This is a genomic window from Polyangium spumosum (assembly GCF_009649845.1).
Taxonomy (GTDB): Bacteria; Myxococcota_A; Polyangia; order Polyangiales; family Polyangiaceae; genus Polyangium; species Polyangium spumosum.
Genome location: NZ_WJIE01000012.1, coordinates 186,745 through 204,770, shown reverse-complemented (window position 1 = coordinate 204,770; position 18,026 = coordinate 186,745). Strand labels below are relative to the sequence as shown.

At 69.7% G+C, this 18,026-nt stretch carries 12 protein-coding genes; 2 read left to right on the top strand and 10 right to left on the bottom strand.

The annotated features are described in order from the left end of the window. Window positions 1-11 precede the first annotated feature (11 nt). The 5 genes from GF068_RS47205 to GF068_RS32710 form a co-directional block, all read right to left on the bottom strand. Window positions 12-1,691, bottom strand: a complete 1,680-nt coding sequence (locus GF068_RS47205; RefSeq protein WP_153823453.1) for a pentapeptide repeat-containing protein — start codon at window positions 1,689-1,691, stop codon at window positions 12-14. Next, complete coding sequence (locus tag GF068_RS32725) at window positions 1,688-4,105, bottom strand: DUF2169 family type VI secretion system accessory protein (protein ID WP_153823452.1); 2,418 nt, start codon at window positions 4,103-4,105, stop codon at window positions 1,688-1,690. Before GF068_RS32725 ends, GF068_RS47205 begins: the two co-directional genes overlap by 4 nt. A gap of 10 nt (window positions 4,106-4,115) precedes the next feature. Further along, window positions 4,116-5,618, bottom strand: a complete 1,503-nt coding sequence (locus GF068_RS32720; protein ID WP_153823451.1) for a hypothetical protein — start codon at window positions 5,616-5,618, stop codon at window positions 4,116-4,118. 86 nt (window positions 5,619-5,704) lie between these two features. Next, window positions 5,705-6,316, bottom strand: coding sequence for a COMM domain-containing protein (locus GF068_RS32715; protein WP_153823450.1), 612 nt, complete (start codon window positions 6,314-6,316; stop codon window positions 5,705-5,707). After that, window positions 6,313-7,785: a type VI secretion system Vgr family protein gene (locus GF068_RS32710; RefSeq protein ID WP_153823449.1), complete on the bottom strand. Its 1,473-nt coding sequence runs from the start codon at window positions 7,783-7,785 to the stop codon at window positions 6,313-6,315. The genes GF068_RS32715 and GF068_RS32710 overlap by 4 nt, the downstream gene beginning before the upstream one ends. 183 nt (window positions 7,786-7,968) lie before the next feature. Between GF068_RS32710 and GF068_RS32705 the strand changes: the two genes are divergently transcribed. After that, window positions 7,969-10,020, top strand: a complete 2,052-nt coding sequence (locus tag GF068_RS32705; RefSeq protein ID WP_153823448.1) for a type VI secretion system Vgr family protein — start codon at window positions 7,969-7,971, stop codon at window positions 10,018-10,020. Between the two features lie 100 nt (window positions 10,021-10,120). Here the strand turns inward: GF068_RS32705 and GF068_RS32700 are convergent, their stop codons facing one another. The 5 genes from GF068_RS32700 to GF068_RS32680 all read right to left on the bottom strand — a co-directional run bounded on the left by GF068_RS32700 (window position 10,121) and on the right by GF068_RS32680 (window position 17,112). After that, window positions 10,121-12,130, bottom strand: a complete 2,010-nt coding sequence (locus tag GF068_RS32700; protein WP_240807724.1) for a serine/threonine-protein kinase — start codon at window positions 12,128-12,130, stop codon at window positions 10,121-10,123. 100 nt (window positions 12,131-12,230) lie between these two features. Further along, window positions 12,231-14,489, bottom strand: coding sequence for a DUF2169 family type VI secretion system accessory protein (locus tag GF068_RS32695; RefSeq protein WP_153823447.1), 2,259 nt, complete (start codon window positions 14,487-14,489; stop codon window positions 12,231-12,233). A 17-nt stretch (window positions 14,490-14,506) separates the two neighbouring features. Next, window positions 14,507-15,571, bottom strand: a complete 1,065-nt coding sequence (locus GF068_RS43855; protein WP_170319820.1) for an N-acetylmuramidase domain-containing protein — start codon at window positions 15,569-15,571, stop codon at window positions 14,507-14,509. 207 nt (window positions 15,572-15,778) lie between these two features. Further along, window positions 15,779-16,585, bottom strand: a complete 807-nt coding sequence (locus GF068_RS32685) for a YceI family protein (protein WP_153823446.1) — start codon at window positions 16,583-16,585, stop codon at window positions 15,779-15,781. 41 nt (window positions 16,586-16,626) lie between these two features. Next, on the bottom strand, window positions 16,627-17,112 hold the full coding sequence (locus GF068_RS32680) for a cupin domain-containing protein (RefSeq protein WP_153823445.1): 486 nt from the start codon (window positions 17,110-17,112) through the stop codon (window positions 16,627-16,629). A 115-nt stretch (window positions 17,113-17,227) separates the two neighbouring features. Here GF068_RS32680 and GF068_RS32675 point away from each other — a divergent pair, with 115 nt between their 5' ends. Then, a complete protein-coding gene (locus GF068_RS32675) occupies window positions 17,228-18,004 on the top strand; it encodes an SAM-dependent methyltransferase (protein WP_170319819.1) in 777 nt (258 codons plus the stop codon). The last annotated feature ends 22 nt before the right edge of the window (window positions 18,005-18,026 follow it).

Genomic DNA, 18,026 nt, shown 5'->3' with positions numbered 1-18,026 from the left:
GTGTCCTCCTTCTACGTGTGTTCCCGCGGCGGCGGCCGGTACGCTTCCGCTTCGAGCCGGTCGAGATCCGTGCGGCGGACGCCGAGCAGGTTCGCCCCGACGAACAGCGCGCCCGTGTCCCGGACATTGTGCAAATTGGCGTGCGAGAGGTCCGTATTCGAGAGGTCGGCCTCGCGGACGTCGGCGTGCGAGAGGTCCGCGTATCCGAGCTTCGCCCCGCCGAAGATCGCGCCCTTCACCTTCGCCCGCACCCAGAGCGTCTCGCGCAGGTCCGCGCCGCCGAGGTGGGCGAAGCCCGCCTCCGCCCCGGTGAACGTCGCGTGCCGGAGCCGCGCGCCCGAAAAACGCGCCCCCGCGGCCGCCGCGTCCCCGAAAAACGCGCCTTTCGCCTGCGCGCCCGAGAGATCGGCCGTCTCCAGCCGCGCACGCATGAAGCAGGCCTGCGTGGCCGTGGCGTTCGTGAGCTTCGCGCCCGAGAGATCCGCGTCCGTGAAATCGGCGTGCGTGAAATCGCAGCCGGAGAGGTTCATCCCGCGGAGGTTGGCCTTGACAAACGAGCAGCGGTGCATCGAGAGGCCGGCGAGGCGCAGGTTGCGGAGGTCCATGCCGCCGAAGTCGACGGTCTTGAACGTGGTCCGCTCGATCTTCGCGCCTTCGAGGCTCGCGCCTTCGAGGCTCGCGCCCCACAGGAACGCGTGCGAGAGGACCGTGCCGGCGAGGATCGACCGGTCGAGCCGGGTCATCACGAGCCGCGCGCCTTCGAGGCTCGCGCCGGAGAGGTCGGCCTCGCTCAGCATGGTCATTTCGAGGTCCTGCCCCGAGAGGTTGACGAGGACGAGCTTCGCGCCCGTCAAGATCGCGCGCTTCAGGTTCGCGCCCGCGAGGTCTGCGCCCGTGAGATCACAACCCGAGAGGTCCGCCATTTCGAGGTTCGCCCCCGAGAGGCGCGCGTCCTTCAGGCAGACGCCGCGCAACGACGCAAAGAAGAGGTCCCGGCCGGCGAGATCCGCGCGCTCGGCCTCGCCGTCCTCTGCCGGGAGGACGGTCCCGTCGTCGCGATTGCGATCGAGCTTGCTGAGGATCGCCCGGTCGAGCTGGCATTTTCCGAGCTGCTTCGGCAGCGTCGCGCCGCGCAGATCGGCCTCGTGGAAAAGCACGACGTCGAGCGTCGCGCCTTCGAGGTTTGCCCGGACGAGCCGGGCGCGCGAGAGGACCGTCTGCTCGAGGCGGGCGCCGCGGAGGTTCGCGCCCGTGAGGTTCGCGCCGAGGAGAGCAGTTCGATGCAGGGTCGCGCGTTCGAGATCCGCGCCGGAGAGGTCCGCGCCTTCGAGCACGGCCTCCGAGAGATCCGCGCCCTTCAGCCGGGCCCGCGAGAGGTTTGCCCGCGGCATGATCACGCGGCGGAGGTCGGCCGTCGCGAGGTTCGCGTCCGCGAGGCTCACGCGGAGCATCTTGGCGTTTCGGAGGATCGCCCCTTCGAGGTCCGCGCGTTCGAGCGACGTGTCGAGCAGCTCGGCCTCTTCGAGGTTCGCGCCCCGCAGAGACGCGCCGTCGAGCCGGACGCCCCGGAGCTTGGCCTTCGCGAGCTTCGCGGCGCCGAGGTCCTGCCCGCGCAGGTCCACGCCGTCGAGGGTCTTTCCCTCGAAGCTCTCGCCCGATCGGAGGCGCGCGGCGAGCTCGGCCGGGCTCACGCGCCACGCTCCAGGGTGGAGCGCTTCAGGTTGGCGCCGTTGAAATCGGCGTCTTTGCCTTGCGCCGCGGTGAAATTCGCCTCGTAGAGGTTTGCCTTCACGAACTTCGTCCGGCTCACGAGCGCCCTCGAGAAGTCGGCCTGGAAGAAATTGGCTTGCGTCGCGTCCACGCCCTCGAGCTTGGCCTTGTAGAAGCGGGCCCCCGGGAGGTTCGCCCGGACGAACGAGGCCGCGAACGCGGAGACGCGATTGAAGAACGAGCCCGGGAGATCGGCGTGGGAGAGGTCGGCGTCTTCGAGGTTCGCGCCTTCGAGGAGGACCTTCTCGCCGGTGGCGTCCGCGAGCGAGGCGAGCACGAGGTGCGCGTCGTGGAAGCTCGCGCCCGAGAGCTTGGCGCCCACAAAGCGCGATTTCCGCCCGCGGATGCGCGAGAGGAGCGCCGAGACGAACGAGGCGCGCTCGAAGGAGGCGTTCTCGAGGGTGGCCTCGCTGAAATCGGCGTAATCGAACTCGGCGCGCTCGGCGCGGGCGCCGGCGAGGTTCGTCCGGGTGAAGATCGTATAAGGCGCGCTCGCCTGCGCGAGCGTGGCGCCTTCGAGGTCGGCGTCCTCGAAGAAGGCCGTCTCGAGGGACGCGCGGGAGAAATCGGCGTTTTTCGCGCGGACACGGGCGAGGTTCGCGCGTCGGAGGTCCGCGGAGACGAGGCGCGCGCCCTCGAGGTTCGTCTTGAAGAGCACGGCGTCGCGCAGGTTCGCCCCGGAGAGGTCGGCGCCGGAGAGGTCGGCGCGCGTGAGAATGGCGCCTTCGAGGTTCGCGCCGCGTAGATCGAGGCCCCGCAGATCCCGCCCCGTGAGGTCGTGCTCCGAGAGATCCCGCCCCGGCCCGGGTTCGTCCGTCGAAATGGGTTCGGTGGGCGGGCGGTAGGCGGGATCGAGCTCTTGCAAGCGAGGATCGTGGGGGATGGCCTCGAGCTCGGCGACCTTCGTGGCGATCTTCGCGCGCTCGTCGGCCGGGATGTCCTTGTCCGCGAGGCCCTTCCTGACGCGCTCGATCTCCTCGATCACGCCCCGCATGACCTTGCGCAAGCCGAGCGGCGGCCGGACGCCGGGCTTGCGGATCATCATCGCGGGCGGCGTATCGTCGAACGACTGCGCGCTCTTCGCGAGGTCGGGCTCGATGTCGCGATGTCCCTTGGCCTTCTCCCGCGCGCCCGCGATCGATTTGCCGACCTCCGCGACGGCCGCCGCGCCAAACGCGCCGAGCTTCTGATCGATCTTCGCCGAAATGGGGTCGAGATCCGCGCGCAGGGGAGGAGGCGCGCCGCGCCGCTCGGCCTCCGCGCGGGCGATGACCTCGTCGAACCCGGGCGGCATGACCGCGGCGAGCCCGACCGGGTCCTTCTCGAAGGCGAGCAGGATGTCCCGGTAATGGGCCTCGGGCAATGGTCTCGCCCCGAGCTCTTCCGAGGCGACGAGCATCGTGCGAACGTCCTCGAAATCGTGCTCGCGCACCTCGACGACGCCGCGGAACGTCAATTCGAGGACGCCGCGATCGAGGTCGGCGAGCAAGGTGTCGAGCGACATCGGGACCTCGCGGAGGCGGCCGGCGTCGTCGTGCACGAAGACGCGGACGCGCGTGCCGGGCAGGCGCGCGCGCAGCGTGGGCTCCGTCTCGTGGAGGTTCTGGAAGAGGAGCTCCTCGTCGCCACGCAGATACCCGGGGAGCTGCTGATCCGGGGGCGCGGCGTGGAAATACTTCCAGTCGAAATCTTCGGCGTAGAACGGCGCGCGTTTGTCCTGCCAGGCCTTCCCGTACTCCTTGCCGACCTTGCCCGCGCGGGCGGGCCACATGACGCTGATCGGGCCAAACCCGGCCGGGGCGGGGCGATCGCCGCGGCTCCGGATGGGTTGGTCCGGGTATTCCACGTTCGGCAGCTCGTCGCCGAGGCCCTTTCCAGCGGGGTTGTCCGGGAAATCCACCCCGCCGAAGGCGTTCGCCCAGGTGAGGGGCATCTTCGTGAAGCCGAGCGGGGTCGAGGGGACGGCGCCCGGCAGTTTGTCGGACCAGGCGCGCCGCCCGACGACCCGCAACGTCTTCGACCAGGCGCCGACGCCGAACCGGACGAGGCATTCGGTGAGCGGGACGCCGCCCGCGGCGCGGCAATGGCCCTTGAGGAAGACCTCGGCGTTCAGCTTGTAATCGGCAAAATCGCTCGGGAAGACCTCCTCTTCGCCCTCCGTGAACGTCTCGCCCGACAAAAACCGCTGTTCGGTCGCCTGCTCGACGACCGTGAGCGCGCCGCCGGGGCCGATCGTGTACGTCGCGCGGACGACGACGGTCATCTCGGGCTGCGGCGGGCGCCGCGAGGTGAGCTTCGTCCCGACGAGGAAGGGGGTGAGGTTCTTGCGGAGCATGAAGCTGCGCCTACATCCCCATGAAAATCGCCATGCCGACGTACTGGTGCGTCAGGGCCATGTGCGTCAGCTTGATCGCCGCGTGAACGGTCTTCACGGTCGTCACGATGTTATCGAGCGCCGTCGTCAGGCCCTTGAGCTTGAGCGTCTTCGTATCGGGGTATTTGTACTCCCACTCCGGGCCGATCTGGAACGTGAGCTTGGTGCCGAGGAAAATATCGGTGTTGTGCAAGGCGATCTCGAGGCTGCCGTGGTGCGCGCAGATCAAGAGCTCTTCCTGCAGACCGGCGATGGTCGCGTCGGCTTGCGCTCCCACGATCGTGAGGCCGCCGATCGTGCCCGCGATCGTCGTGTCCATCTGCGCGCCGACGTTCGTCAACGCGTTCGACGTGACGACGTTGGTGACGCTGTTCGACGCGACCGCGTACGTCTCCTCGTGCATGGCGGGCACGGGCCGGTCGATGCGGCCCGTCTTCGAGGTGATCGTGCCGTCGCAAAACGTGGACTCGCTGATGCTCTCCGAGACGTCGGTCGTCGAGCTCGTCCTCGTCGCGTACGTCTCCTCGGTGATCGAGGGGATACGCCACGCCGAGCTGCCCGTGTAACTCTCGATCTTGCTCGCCCAGGTCTTCTCGAGGATCTCGGGGTTGTTGTAGGGTTTTTCGAGCTGCTCGTGCCACTCCACCGGGCTCTCGGAGCCCACGATGGCGTGCTTGTAGTTGCCGTACCAATGCTCGTAGAAGTCGCCGGCGTAATCGCTGGTCTGGCAGAAGTTGTTCGTGGTGTTCTCGAGGTGCCAGGTGCCGCGTTGCCCGTACAGGCCGGCCCGGAACTCGACACGCACGCTCGCGCCGGGCATCGAGGCAGGGCCGAGATCCTGGAGGTGACCGCCGGAGAGGTCGAGGCCGCCCGCGCCCTCGGGGTTGTCCTGGCGGCTCATGACGACCATCTTGTAGTTGCCGCGAATCACCTCGACCTTGTCGCCGTAGGTCGTCGAGATGCGGTTGCCGTCGGTATGATCCCACCAGCCGCCGCGCGTGAGCAGCGCCGCGCTCTGCTCCAGGCGGTCGGCCTTGAGGCGCGATTGATTCTCGCGGTCCTTCGGGCCCGTCGGCGGGTCGCCGATGCGCTGATCATCGAGGAAAACGCCTCGATCCGTGACGCTCCCGTCCTTCTCCTCGTAAGACCCGACGCCCGTATTGTCCGTGACGATCTCGGCCCCGAAAGGAAGCGTGGCGGGGCCGCCCTGTCCCGACGAGACGGCGAGCGCCACCCTGGCGAGCTCGTTCGCGCGTTTTGCCGCCGCATCCTTTTCCGGTTGCTCGTGGAACGCGCCGAGCCGCAGGAACGAGCTCATCGTCTGGCCGCGGCGATCTCCGGCCGGAATGAGCTCCGAGGATTCGTCCTCCGGGTCCGCCGGTACCATGCTGGCCGGCTGCCCGACCGGATCGATCGCGAAATCGGGCACCGAAATCAGAAGATACTTGCCCGCCGCCGAGACATCGTCCGCCATGTGCCCGCGCCTCCTAGGGAAGGAATGCCAGCGAGAGAGACGCTAACAGAGCGCCCTCCCCGCTGTAAAGCTACGAAGTCGAAGGTTCAGCGAGACATGCGCTCGCAAGCGCGCCGGAGCTCCTCGAGCTTCTCGGGCGAAAGATGCAGCGTGACGCGATTCTTCTGATCCCCCTCGCGATAACCGAGGGTGAGGACCGCGATCTTCGCGGCCCCCGCGTCGCCGCGGCTCGTGGCGAGGACCGCGTCGAGGCGCCATTCGATCGATTCGAGGACGGCGCCGTGATCGGTCAGGGTCTCTCGCAGGGCGCCCGCCGCGAGCGCCGCGCGCGCCGCGTCATAACGCGAGAGCAGGATCGGGGCGATCACGGCGGTCTCCGGCGCGAGCGGGCCACCCGCGAGGCGCACGACGTCCTCTTCGAAGCGCTCGCGAGCGAGCCCGCGCGCGCACGCCTCGCGCACGAGGAAACGAGACGCCTTCAGCGCGCGCCCGAGCTCGTCCCGCGGAGCCTCGAAGGTGCGGGCGAACGCATCGAGCGCGTCCTCGGCCGCGGCAGGCACGGGATCCGGCAGCGCCGGGCCGAGCGCGTCCCAGAACCGCGCCCGGGCCTTCTCGGGCAGGCGCACGAGGGCCTTCAAATCCGCGGCGATCGCCTCCGGCGCAGACTCACCCCCGAGGCAAAACAAGGGTATCGTCATCCGCCGCCGCTCTGGATGAACGCGTCCTTCATCTCGATCAGGATCCCCGTCGCCGTCTTGATGCGGTGCGCCGGCGCGCAGTTCGACGCGACGGGCGAGGGCGTGATCGGGTTCGGCACGGTGTGGAGGATGATGGGCCTGTCCGGATCCCCGTCGATGAAGCCAATCAGGACCTCGGTCCCGGGCTTCAAGGGGTGATGGTGCCCGTAATTCGCACCGGCATGCGGCTGGGCCATGCGGATGCGGCGTGAGACGAATTGCCGTTCTCCCGATTGCGACGTGTCGAACATCATGCGGACGAGGTAACGGCCCTCCTCGTCGAGGCGCGCGAAGAGGGTCTCGGTGCCCTCCATTTCATGCGCGACAATGCCATTGACAACGCCGTGGATCTGGGGCTTGGGCGTGACGCGCGGGGGCCTGAACGGGACAGACGCCTCGATGGCGCGGAACCTGTTCGTGTACGGGGCCTGCTCCTTGCCGCCGAAGAGCGCCACCGGGGGGCGCGCGGCGTGCTCGATCTCCGTGACGAGCAGGGTCGTGTCGCCGAGCTTGGGGTGCCCGTCGAGGGTAAATGTCCCGCCCGAGCGGATCCAGCCGAGATCACTCTCGATGCCGAACACGCGGTGCGTCGCCTCGGTCTCCTCGGCGCGGATCTGCGCGAGCCGCGTGGCCTCCGCGGGCGTCTTGCAATGCGCGCCGTACTCGACGAGGCCGCCGCCGAGCCCCGAGGGCGCCTCGGCGCTGCCCGTGGGATCGACGAGAGGTATACGATAGTTGTAATCGTGCACCACGTGGGCCCGGGGAACGAGGCGCGTCGTGGCCTCGACGTGGAAGATGTCGCGGCGCTCGCCCCGCGCCCGGAACGGGGCGATCTCGTGCCCCGGCGCGACGGGGAAGCCGGTGTTTTGATCGGTGAACACGATGCGGTCGAACCCGTCCTCGTGCTCGAAGAAAAACGTGATGCCCTCGTGCTCGGCGAGGCGCGAGACGAACGCGAGGTCGGTCTCCTTGTACTGCACGACGAACTCGCGCTTCGGGTACGTCGCCGAGAGGCGCATTTCCACGTCGTCCGCGCCGAGCCCCACGAGCTCGAGTTTCTTCTGGATGATCTCGGGGACCGAGAGATCCATGAAGATCTCCTGCGTCCGCACGAGCGAGAGGCGGTGGGCGCGGGGGACGAGGAGGAGGAAGTACGAGCGGGTGTCGGGCTCGGTGTCGATCCGGTCCCGGATCTCGGCGATCATGCCGTGGATGCGCCGTACGTCCTGGCCTTCGGCCGAGAGGACGAGCGTCGCCGTGGCGCCCTCGACGGCGGCGAGGTCGAGGCCCGGGGGCTTCGTGGTGGCGACGCCGACCGAGAACGCGAAGAGCCGCCCGAGCGATTCGCGCCCCGAGAGCTCGAATATCTGCAAATCGTCGCAGGGGAAATCATCGGACTCGATCCGAAGGTGGACGAGGTCGTCGGGCATGGGGAGAGAACACCAAATGGCGAGGTGACCGTCAAGACAAGACGGGTGCTCCTTTCAGATGCCTCTCCCCGACGGCGCGGGAGTCGTGTTAGCCTCTCTTGCCGCCCCGATCCCGGGGCCTTTTTGCGCGGGACGACGAAGCGCCAGGCGAATCGTCGACAGCAACACGGGGTGATCCACGACATGAGCGCCTCCAGAACCAGTAACCTCTCGGTCGAGCTCGCGTCGGGCGACAGCTTCGATGTCCGCGAGTTCTCGGTGAGCGAGAAGATCTCGCAGCTCTTCGAGGTGCGCCTCATCGCCCTCAGCGACAACCCAAACGTCGATTTCGAGGCCATCGTCGGTCAGCCGGCGCGCTTCGTCATGCACGGCGGGCACGGCGAAGGGGCCGGTCCGCGGATCTGGACGGGCGTCTGCAACGAGCTCGAGCAGCTCGGCGCGGAGGAGACGGGGCTGTCGAGCTACAACATCTCGATCGTCCCCACGCTCTGGCTCGCGACGCAGCGCCGGAACTACCGCATGTTCCAGCAGCTCTCGGAGCCCGACATCGTGGCGAAGATGCTCTCCGAGTGGGGCATCGAGCCCGTCCTCAAGATCGACAAGGGTGCCTACAAGAAGCGCAAGTACCGCGTGCAGTACGCGGAGACGGACTACGCGTTCATCAGCCGCATGCTGGAGGACGCGGGCGTCTGCTTCTACTTCGAGCCGAGCGAGGAGGGGACGAAGCTCGTGCTCTCGGACGCGCCGCAGTCGAACGCGGCGCGTAGGCCCATCGCGTACCGGGACAACCCCACGACGGCCGATCGCGAGCACGTGACGGTCGTGCGCATGGCGCGCAAGGTGCGGCCCGGCAAGTACACGATGCGCGACATCGATTACCGCAGGCCGCCCACGTACAACCTCGCGGCCACGGCCTCCGGCGCCGAGATCCCGCTCGAGGACAAACTCGAGCGGTTCCACTACACGCCGGGCGCGTTCCTCTTCGGCGCGGAGAAGGGCGACGACACGCCGAGCGCCGACGACAAGGGCAAGGCGCGCACGGACGAGGCGGAGGGCGCGAAGCTCGCGCAGAAGCGCCTCGAGGCGAAGCGCGGCAGCGGCACGGCGATCTCGTTCCAGACGAACGTCCTCGACCTCGCGCCGGGCGTGGTGACGAGCTTCCTCGATCACCCGCGCGCCGACCTCGCGTCGGACAAGAAGCTGCTCATCGTCGAGTCGTACATGGCGGGCACGTCGACGGGCGAGTGGACACACCACTGCGAGGCGAAGAGCACGAAGATCCCGCACCGCCCGAAGGCCGTGATGCAGCGGCCGAAGGTGAACGGCGTGGAGAGCGCGACCGTCGTCGGGCCCGCCGGCGAGGAGATCCACTGCGACGAGTTCGGCCGCGTGCGCGTGCACTTCCACTGGGATCGCGAGTCCAAGATGGACGACAACAGCTCGTGCTGGATCCCGGTGAGCCAGCCCTGGGGCGGCGCGGGTTACGGCGGCATGAACCTGCCGCGCATCGGGCAAGAGGTGCTCGTCGACTTCCTCGGCGGCGACCCGGATCGCCCGGTGATCGTGGGCCGCGTGTTCACGAACCTGCAGAAGGTGCCGTGGAAGTTGCCGGACAACAAGACGCAGAGCGGGATCCGTTCGAACTCGACGGGCGCGAGCGGCGGCTACAACGAGCTCATGTTCGAGGACGCGCAAGGCAAGGAGCTCGTCCGTTTCCAGGCCGAACGCGACTACAACAAGCTCGTCAAGAACGACGAGAACACGACCGTCGGCAACGATCGGACGAAGGAGATCAAGCGCGACGAGAAGGTCACGATCGGCAACGATCGGACGAAGCTGGTGAAGGCGAACGAGGCCATCACCATCGGCAAGAACCTGATGAAGACGGTTCAAGCGAGCGAGCGCGAGGTGACGGGCGTGAACCGCAGCGTCGTGGTCGGCGTGAACCGATCGACGCAGGTCGGCGGGATCGACTCGACGATGGTCGGCGGGACGCACTCGGTCCAGATCGCGCCCCCGGGCGAGGGCGGCGGCGGCGCGACGACGGCGCACGTGATGGAGCACGACCGCATCACGCTGGGCACGCCGGGCGGCGCGAGCATCGTGCTCGAAGGCGACAAGGTCACGATCACGGCCACGACGATCGAGGTCGCAGGCTCGGGCGTGGTGAGCGTGACGTCGTCGGGCGGCGACGTGATCATCACGGGCGGCCCGATGGTCAAGATCAACACCTGACTTTCACACCCTCACCCCCAACCCCTCTCCCGCCTGCGGGAGAGGGGAGCAGAGGCGGCCCGGACGAACCCGCGGCCGCCTCTTCGCTTTTGTGCGCCCTTCAGAACTGGATGTTCTTCGGCACGGGCGGCGCCTTCTTCTGCTGCGTCGAGCGCACGGGCGTCTTCGTCGTCGCGGTCGTCGTGGGCGCGGTCGACGTCGTGGGCGCGGCGGTCGCCGCGGGCGCCGTGGTCGGCGTTGCCTGCGGCGTGGTCACCGCGGCGGACGTGTACGAGGGCGCGGGCGCGGGCGGCGGCGCGGGCGGCGCCTCGGTCTGCGCGGCAGGCACGCCCTCGGGCGGCGCAGGATCGGAGAGGAGCGCGCGCACCACGAAGAACGCAGTGACGAGCGCGAGCGCCGCGCCCAAGGCGAACACCCACTTCTTGCTCGATCCGCCGCGCAGGTGCTTCCACTCCGCGGCCTCGGCGCCGTCACGCGCGACGCCCGGGAGCGCGAGGCCCGGCGCCGTGACGGGCGGCGCGGCAGCGGCCACCGCTGCGGCGCGCGCGGCGGCGAGGCTCGAGGCGTCGGCCGGCTGCACCGTGAGGAGGCGCCGCATCTTCGGGGCGAGCCACTCGGTCTGGAGAGACAAACCCGAGATGTCCTGCTGGATCCCGCGCTCGAGGGCCCAGCCCGCGAGGGCGACGCCCATGTCGCGGAGCGACTGCCAGCGCGCGCCGCGATCCTTCGCCAGGCCTCGCTCGATGATCGCCCAGAGCGCGGCGTCGCCGGCGCCGTAGGCGTGCGTGGGCATCGGCGTGTTCGCCACGATGGCCGCGATGAGCGCGTTGTAGTTCGGCGCGTCGAACGGCCTGCGTCCGGTGATCGTCTCGTAGAGGACGACCGAGTAGGTCCAGACGTCGGTGCGGTGGTCGATGTTCGCCTCGCCGCGGGCCTGCTCGGGCGACATGTAGTCGGGGCTGCCGAGGACCTCGCCGGCGATCGTGACGTGCCGCTCGACGTCGTCGCGGAGCACGCGCGCGATGCCGAAGTCGAGCAGCTTGGGCACGATCTTCCCCGACTCGTCGGTGGTGAGCATGATGTTGTCGGGCTTCAGATCGCGATGGATGATGCCCTTCAGGTGCGCGGTGGCGAGCGCAGCGGCGACGGGCAGGAGCGTCTGGAGCGTGACGCTCGGATCGAGCCGCTTCTTGCGCGCGAGGATCGCGGCGAGGGACTCACCCGTGAGCAGCTCCATCACGAGGTACGGATCTCCGAGCTCGGTTTGTCCGAAGTCGAAGACCCGCACGATGCCGGGATGACCGAGCTTCGCGGCGGCGCGCGCCTCGGTGAGCAGGCGCGCGGCGGCCTCCTCGGTCGCGCGATCGCGGCGGATGAGCTTGAGGGCGACGTCGGCGTCGAGGCCGAGGTTCCGCGCGACCCACACGGCGCCCATGCCGCCCTGACCGAGCACGCGCTCGAGCTGGTACCTGCCGCCGATGAGATCACCGGGCGCGTACGCGATGGGCCCGGTCGTCGGCGCCGCGCCAGGATCGACGACGGCCGCATCACCGTGCGAAAGCAGGCCCGGCGAGGAGCGGCGCTGGGAGGCTTCGAACATCGCGGGCGTGACGGCGAGCAGGCCCGAAGAAGAGCGCCGGAGCGCGTCGGGCATCGGCGGGGCGACCGCGGACAAACCCGGAGCGGAGCGCCTCGACCCATCGGCGCTCTGCGGTCCGATCGCGGGAAAACTCGGCTGCGAGGAGCGTCGAACCACGCCGTCGCCGTTCATGACCGGCGACGGCATGCCCGGTGACGAGCTCCGCCCGCTCGCGATGGCCGCAGCCGAAGGCGGAGGTGGAGGCGCCATGAAGGGCAGCGGCGGCGCGGAGGAGCGGCCTGCGTTCGGCGCGGCAGCGGGCGCGGATGGCGCAGGAAGACCCGGCTCCGGGATCGGCGGTGCTGAGAATCCGCCTGCGAGCGTCGCGCCGAGCTCGACCTCCCACTCCACCTCGTTCGGCGGCGCCGCGGCGGGCTCGGCGCGCGCGGGCTCCCCGCTGCTCGGAGCGCGCAGCGGCTCCGGAGCGGCGGGACCTACCGCCGGGGAGCTGGGCCTGGGAGGTGCGGACATGAGGCCGATGCGCGAGCCGACGAACGGGCTCGCGGGGCAAGCGTACACCGGAACGCGCTGGGTGGGCGAGCACTCGACGAACGGAGCGCCGAGGACGGGCTCAGTCGGCTCGCTCGGCTTCGATCGCGTGGCGGGTCCGCTCGGCGAGGGCGGGATCGGCGCCGGTGCGCGCCAGCATCTCGCGTTCGATGCGGAGCATGGAGGCGCGCGGCAAGCCGAGCTCGGCGAGGGTGCGATCGGCGTGGCCGCGCTCGCTGGCGACGACCAGGCGCGCGTACTCGGCCGGGGTGATCGGGCCCCGCTCTTCTTCGAGGCGCGCCACGTAGGCGGCGTCGAAGGCCTTGAGCAGGCGCGTCTTGCCGCGCTCGGACTCGGCGCGGATGGCGTCGGCCCAGTGTTTTTCGAGATCCGTCCAGCGCGCGAGGTCGAGCTCTTCGGCCTCCAGGATCTCGGCGCGCGCTTCGCGCCTTCGGGCGATCGACGCGGTGATCTTGGCGCATCGCTCGATGGGGTAGTCGTCGAGCGGAAGCGCGGGCTCGGGCGCGGGCTTCGGGGCCTCCGCGGCCGGGGGCGGGTCGGGCGGGAGCGGGTCGGGCGGGGGCGGCGGCGGCGGCGCTGCACGCGCGGCCATCTCGGCGGTCGCCAGGGGGCCGATCATCGCAGGCGCGTCGATGGTCTCCGGGTCGTCGATGTCAACGGGCGGCGGGACGGGAGCCGGCGACGCAGCAGGCGCGGGCGCGACGGGCGGTGGTGGAGGCGCAGCCAGCGGCGAAGTGCCGAGCGGCGCGATGCCCAGCCGCGGCACGATCGGCGGCGGCGTCGGCGTGACCGGCGGAGGAGCCGCGGGGGGTGTGGGAGGGGGAGCTATGAACGGCAAATCGTGCCGCGATGGAGGCCTCGCCCGCGTGGGCTCCGGTGGCACCGGGGGAGGCGCGATCGGCGAGTAGAACGGCAGATCCCGCGACGGAAAGGGAACGGGCGGCGGCGGCGGTGCTGCGAATGGCAACGGCGGCGGTGACGCGGGCGCGGGCGGCGCCTCCGTCCGGGGACGCGTGAAGGGGGCAGCCGCGGGGGGTGTGGGGGGCAGAGGAAGGCCCACGTCGTGGGCCGACCGGAGCCCCCCACCGTGGGGACGCGCGAACGGCAATGGATCCGCGGCCGGCACATCCAGCCCGACGAACGTCACCTCGTCATCGATGTCCGCCGGATCCATCGGGAACACGCCCGACTCGCGCGGGGGCGGCGCGTGCGCGGAGCTCGCCGTGAAGGGCATGATCGGGTGCGGCCGCGACGGCGCGGAGGCCACGCTCGTGACCGATCCGTCGGGATCGTCTTGCTCGATCGTGATCGCGTGTAGCGCCTGGGACGCGAGCGCCGCGCTCGTGCTCGCCCAGCCTGGTCCGACCATCGTCACCACCACGCGCCCCGCCTCGGCCGGATGCACGAGCGCCGCGCGCCCGCGCCAGACCAGCGTGCAGAGCCCGCGCGTCGTGTCGAACCACAACGTGTCGGCCTTCAGCGTGATCTCCTCGCTGCGGCCGGATGCGCGCTCCAGCACGACCTCGGGCCGCAGGCCTGGCAGGTTCGTCACGAGCCGCGCGTGCTCGGGGTGCAACCCTTCGAGCACGATACGTTCGTCCGGACGGACCTCGGGGATCTCCTGGTCGGGCGGCGCGACGTTGAAGAAGTGCGGATCGATCTCGTCGGGCAGCGGAGACTCGTGCCAGCGCGCGACATCGACGTGCCCCGCGAAGATCCCGAGGCGCGCTTGCCGGGAGGGCCACGTCGGCGCGATCGGGCCGTATCCGATGGGCTCCACGAGGTCCGCGGGGCCCGTCACGTGCCGCCCCGGCGGCTGCAGGTTCGGCAGCTTGATCGCGCCGAACGTGTCTCTCTGATCGAGCGACATGCCCACCGGGTTCGTCGTCCCGGGCCCGCCCGCGGCGCGCTCGTAACGCAGGCGCACGCGCGCCACGCGTGGGCCTTCGCGCAGCTCGCCCGTCGGCGTCAGGTGCCTGTCGCAGAAGACCTCGATCGACTTGTCGAGCTCACCCACGCAGAGGCGCGTCTGGATCGATCGCACGGGCACGTCGTTCGGCGCGAACGCGTGGCCGACGAGCACCACGTCGGCGCCGCGCTTCTGGGGCACGAGATCGCAGGGCGAATACACGCTGCGGCGCGGATCGTCGTCCCAGTGGTTGTCCTCTTCGTTGATGTCCTCCTGCGACTCGTGCAGCACCGACGTGCCCGGCATGAGCAGGTACGTCGCTTTGCAGACGACGACGAGCGCGTGCGTGTGTCGCGACGTGACGAATGGTCGCGCGGCGACGCGGAGCGGGCAGTACGAGACGATGTCCATGCTGGGAAGTGGCGCGTCTAGCCGCGGCTGTAGCGCGCGTAGGCGTTCGCCATCTTCGTGTGGTAGGCGTTCGACGCGTAGTCCGGGCCGTTGTAGCCGCGCGCGAACGATGCCCAGTTCTTGCTGCGGATGTGGCGCACGAGGTTGTTCGTCCGGCAGAAGCCGAGGAAGGCGCGCATGTGTTGCGCCTCGGACTCGTACATGTCGTAGACGAACTGCCGGACGTTGCTCCAGCCGACGTCCGCGTGGTTGAAGCCCATCACCTGGAACATGCCCCAGGAGGCGCTCTTCACCGCCGCGTCCGGATCGAGCGCGAAGGCCTCGCGGATCACGGTCCACTGGTTCTTCTTGTAGCTCGCGCGCCGGTTCGGGCTCGAGTACGGCGCGGAGAGGTGCGGGTGGCTGCGATCGTAGCGGCCGCCCGTGAGCCTCTTGAAGTGGTGGATCTCGAAGAGGATCTTCGGACGCCGATTGTCGTCGAAGCCCGTTCGTCCGCCCGACTCGACCTCGGCCACGGCGCGCACCGCGGCGGTCTCGCACTGGAGCTCGCGCGCCGCGGCCTCGAAATCGCCGGCGGCGAGCCTGCGCGCCGGCCCCACGTCCGGCAGCTCCCACGGCCCCGTCGCGGGCGGCGTGCCGAGCGAGCTGCCTCCTTGTTGCGCAGGCGCGGGTTGCTGCTGCGTGGGCGGCTGCTGCTGCGGCGGGCGCTGCGGCTGCGGCGCGCCGCCTCCGTTTGATCCTCCCGGCAGGTTGATCTTCTGGCCCGGCGAGATCTGGTTCGGGTTCCGGATCTGCGGGTTGGCAGCCATGATCTCGTTGACCGTGGTGCCGTTCCGGTTCGCGATCGCGCCCAGCGTGTCGCCCGAGCGAACCGTGTACGAGCTCGGCGCTGGTATCGATGGCGCAGATGGCGCAGACGGGATGGCGCCGCCGCCGCCTCCCGGAAGGTTGAGCTGCTGGCCCACCGAGATCATGTTCGGATTCTTGATCTGCGGGTTTGCGGCCATGATCGCCTGCACCGTCGTGCCGTTGCGGCTGGCGATCGCACCAAGCGTATCCCCCGATCTGACGACGTAGCTCATCGCGACCCTGTTCGTCCGCGGAGAGCGCGCACTCTCGCACGAGTGGAAAGCCTTCGCCCGGACGCACAAAGACGGATATCACAGCCTCGCGCGCGAACCAACGCCCGCCGCGCGACGGGACCCCGATCCCTGGGGCCGCCGGGCGAGGGCACGCGCAGGACGTGCGTGTCCACACCAACGATACGATCCACCGGCGCGCCCATCACGTCACCTCGGCTTGGCCTGGAAGTCGAGCGACACCATCGCGTCCTTCGAGACCTTCTTGCCGAGCGTCGCGAGCTCGTCCGTGGTCTTCTGCAGGATCACGCCGAGCGTGTCGCGCGGGCGCACGTCGTGCTCCTCCAGGTTCACGGCGATGGGCTTCGTCGACCTCACGCGGAGCGCCGTCACCTTGTCGCCCTCCATCACGAACGTGACCTCGAGCTCCGCCTTCTTCTGCACCGTGCGCTCGTGCAGGCGGAAGTCGCCCGTGACGTCGAGCTTCATCGTGCGCTCGGCGCCCGAGAGGCCCGCGACGCCCTTGGGTCCCGCCGTCTCGATCTTCGAGAGCTTGAACTCGATGAAGCGGTGCTTCTGCTTCTCCGCCTCGCCGACGTCCTTGCCGATGCCGAGCCAGTTGCGCGCGTGCTCGTTCTGCGTGTCGCTCTTCGTCCGCTCGCCGAACGTGGACGCCTCGTCCGCGCGCTTCTGCTGAAAGATCACGAGTTTGTCGAGGTCGATCTTCACGAGCCCCGTCGAGCGCGTGACGTCCTCCGCGTCGACGAAGAGCTCGCCCGAGATCGAGCCGTCTGCCTCGCCGAAGATCTTCTCGATGGGCGCATCCATCGTGAAGCCCACCTTCGCGCCGGCGGCTTCGACGGCGTACGGTTTGCCCGCGTCGGTCTGCGGCTTCGCGGCGGCGAGCGACGAGGAGATGGGGGCCGCGTTCGGGTTGGGTTCGTCCTTGGAGCAGCCGGAGGCGGCGAGCGCGAGGAGGGGCAGAGCGGCGAGGAGGCGGAGGCGTGGGCGCGTCATCCCGCGAGCGTACTACGCGCGTCTCGGCGCGGGACGCGGGATCACTCGGGGTCTTTCATGCCCTTCTCGGGCAGCTCCTCGCGGAGCGCGACGCCGCCGAGGTTCTGGAGGATGGGCGCGTTCTCGCAGGCGAGGTAGCGGGCGAGGCCCGCGCCGGTGTTGACGTGGTTGTGCCAGGTCCAGACGGGGATGTAGACGGCGTCGCCGGTCTTCCACTCGATCTTCTGATCGTGAACGACCGAGTAGCCCTCGCCTTCGAGCACGTAGAGCACGGTCTCGTAGGTGTGGCGGTGGCGGTTCGAGGACTGGCCCGGGTCGAGGTGGCCGATCGTCATGCTGATGCAACGCGTCGGCAGATCGACGAAAAAGACCGGGTGCTTGCGCTCCTTGGAGTACGCGTCGCGTTGCCCGTCGCCCTCGACCTGGCGGTGGATCAGCTTCTCCGGCATGACGACACGCGGGCGCGGCGGCGTCTTGTCGAAGTCGGCGGATTGGTAGAGCTTCTCTTTGCCTTCGGGCTTCGTCATGCCGCGATTGTCGGCTCCGCGGACGGGCCGCGCAAGCCGCATCGGGTGGCGGGCGGCGACGTGCTCGACGCTTGACAGGGGCACACGCGGCGGCGCAGCCATGAGCCACGACGCCATGACCCAACCTGCCCCGGATCGACTGAAGTTCACGACGATCGCTCACGCGACGCACCGTTACCTTTCCCCGCTCTCGGCCGAGAAGGCCACGCGGCTCGTCGACGGGCTCGCGCTGCGTGAGGGCGCGGAGGTGCTCGACATCGGCTGCGGCCGGGCGGGGTTTCTCCTCGACCTCTGCGAGCGTTCCCCGGCGAACGGCCTCGGCGTCGACATCAATTCGACCTTCATCGCCGCTGCGCGCGCGGAAGCTTCGCGACGTGGCCTCGATGCGCGCGTGCGCCTCGTGGATCGGGCGCTCGCCGACGTGGTGGGCGACGCGGCGCGCTTCGACGCGATCGTCTGCATGGGATCGAGCCAGGCGCTCGGCACGTTCGTCGAGGCGCTCGCCTGGGCGTACGCGCACCTCGCTCCCGGCGGCGTGGCGCTCTTCGCCGACGGCTTCTGGCGACGCCGGCCCGATCCCGGTTACCTCGAAGCGCTCGGCGGGGCGACCGAGGACGAGATGAACACGCACGCCGGAAATACGCGCCTCGCGCGGGAGGCTGGTTTTCGCGTGCTCTCGACCGCGTGCGCGAGCGAGGACGAGTGGGACGCGTACGAGGGCCGTTATTGCGCCGCCATCGAGCGGTACGTCGACGCGAACCCGACCGACCCGGATACGCCGGCGATGGCCGCCCGCATCCGCGCCTGGCACGAGGCGTACCTCACGTGGGGCCGCGATACGCTGGGGTTCGGTTTTTACACCCTGATGAAGCCCGCGGCGCATGGGCTCTGAATCCAGGCGGAGACGGTGGCGT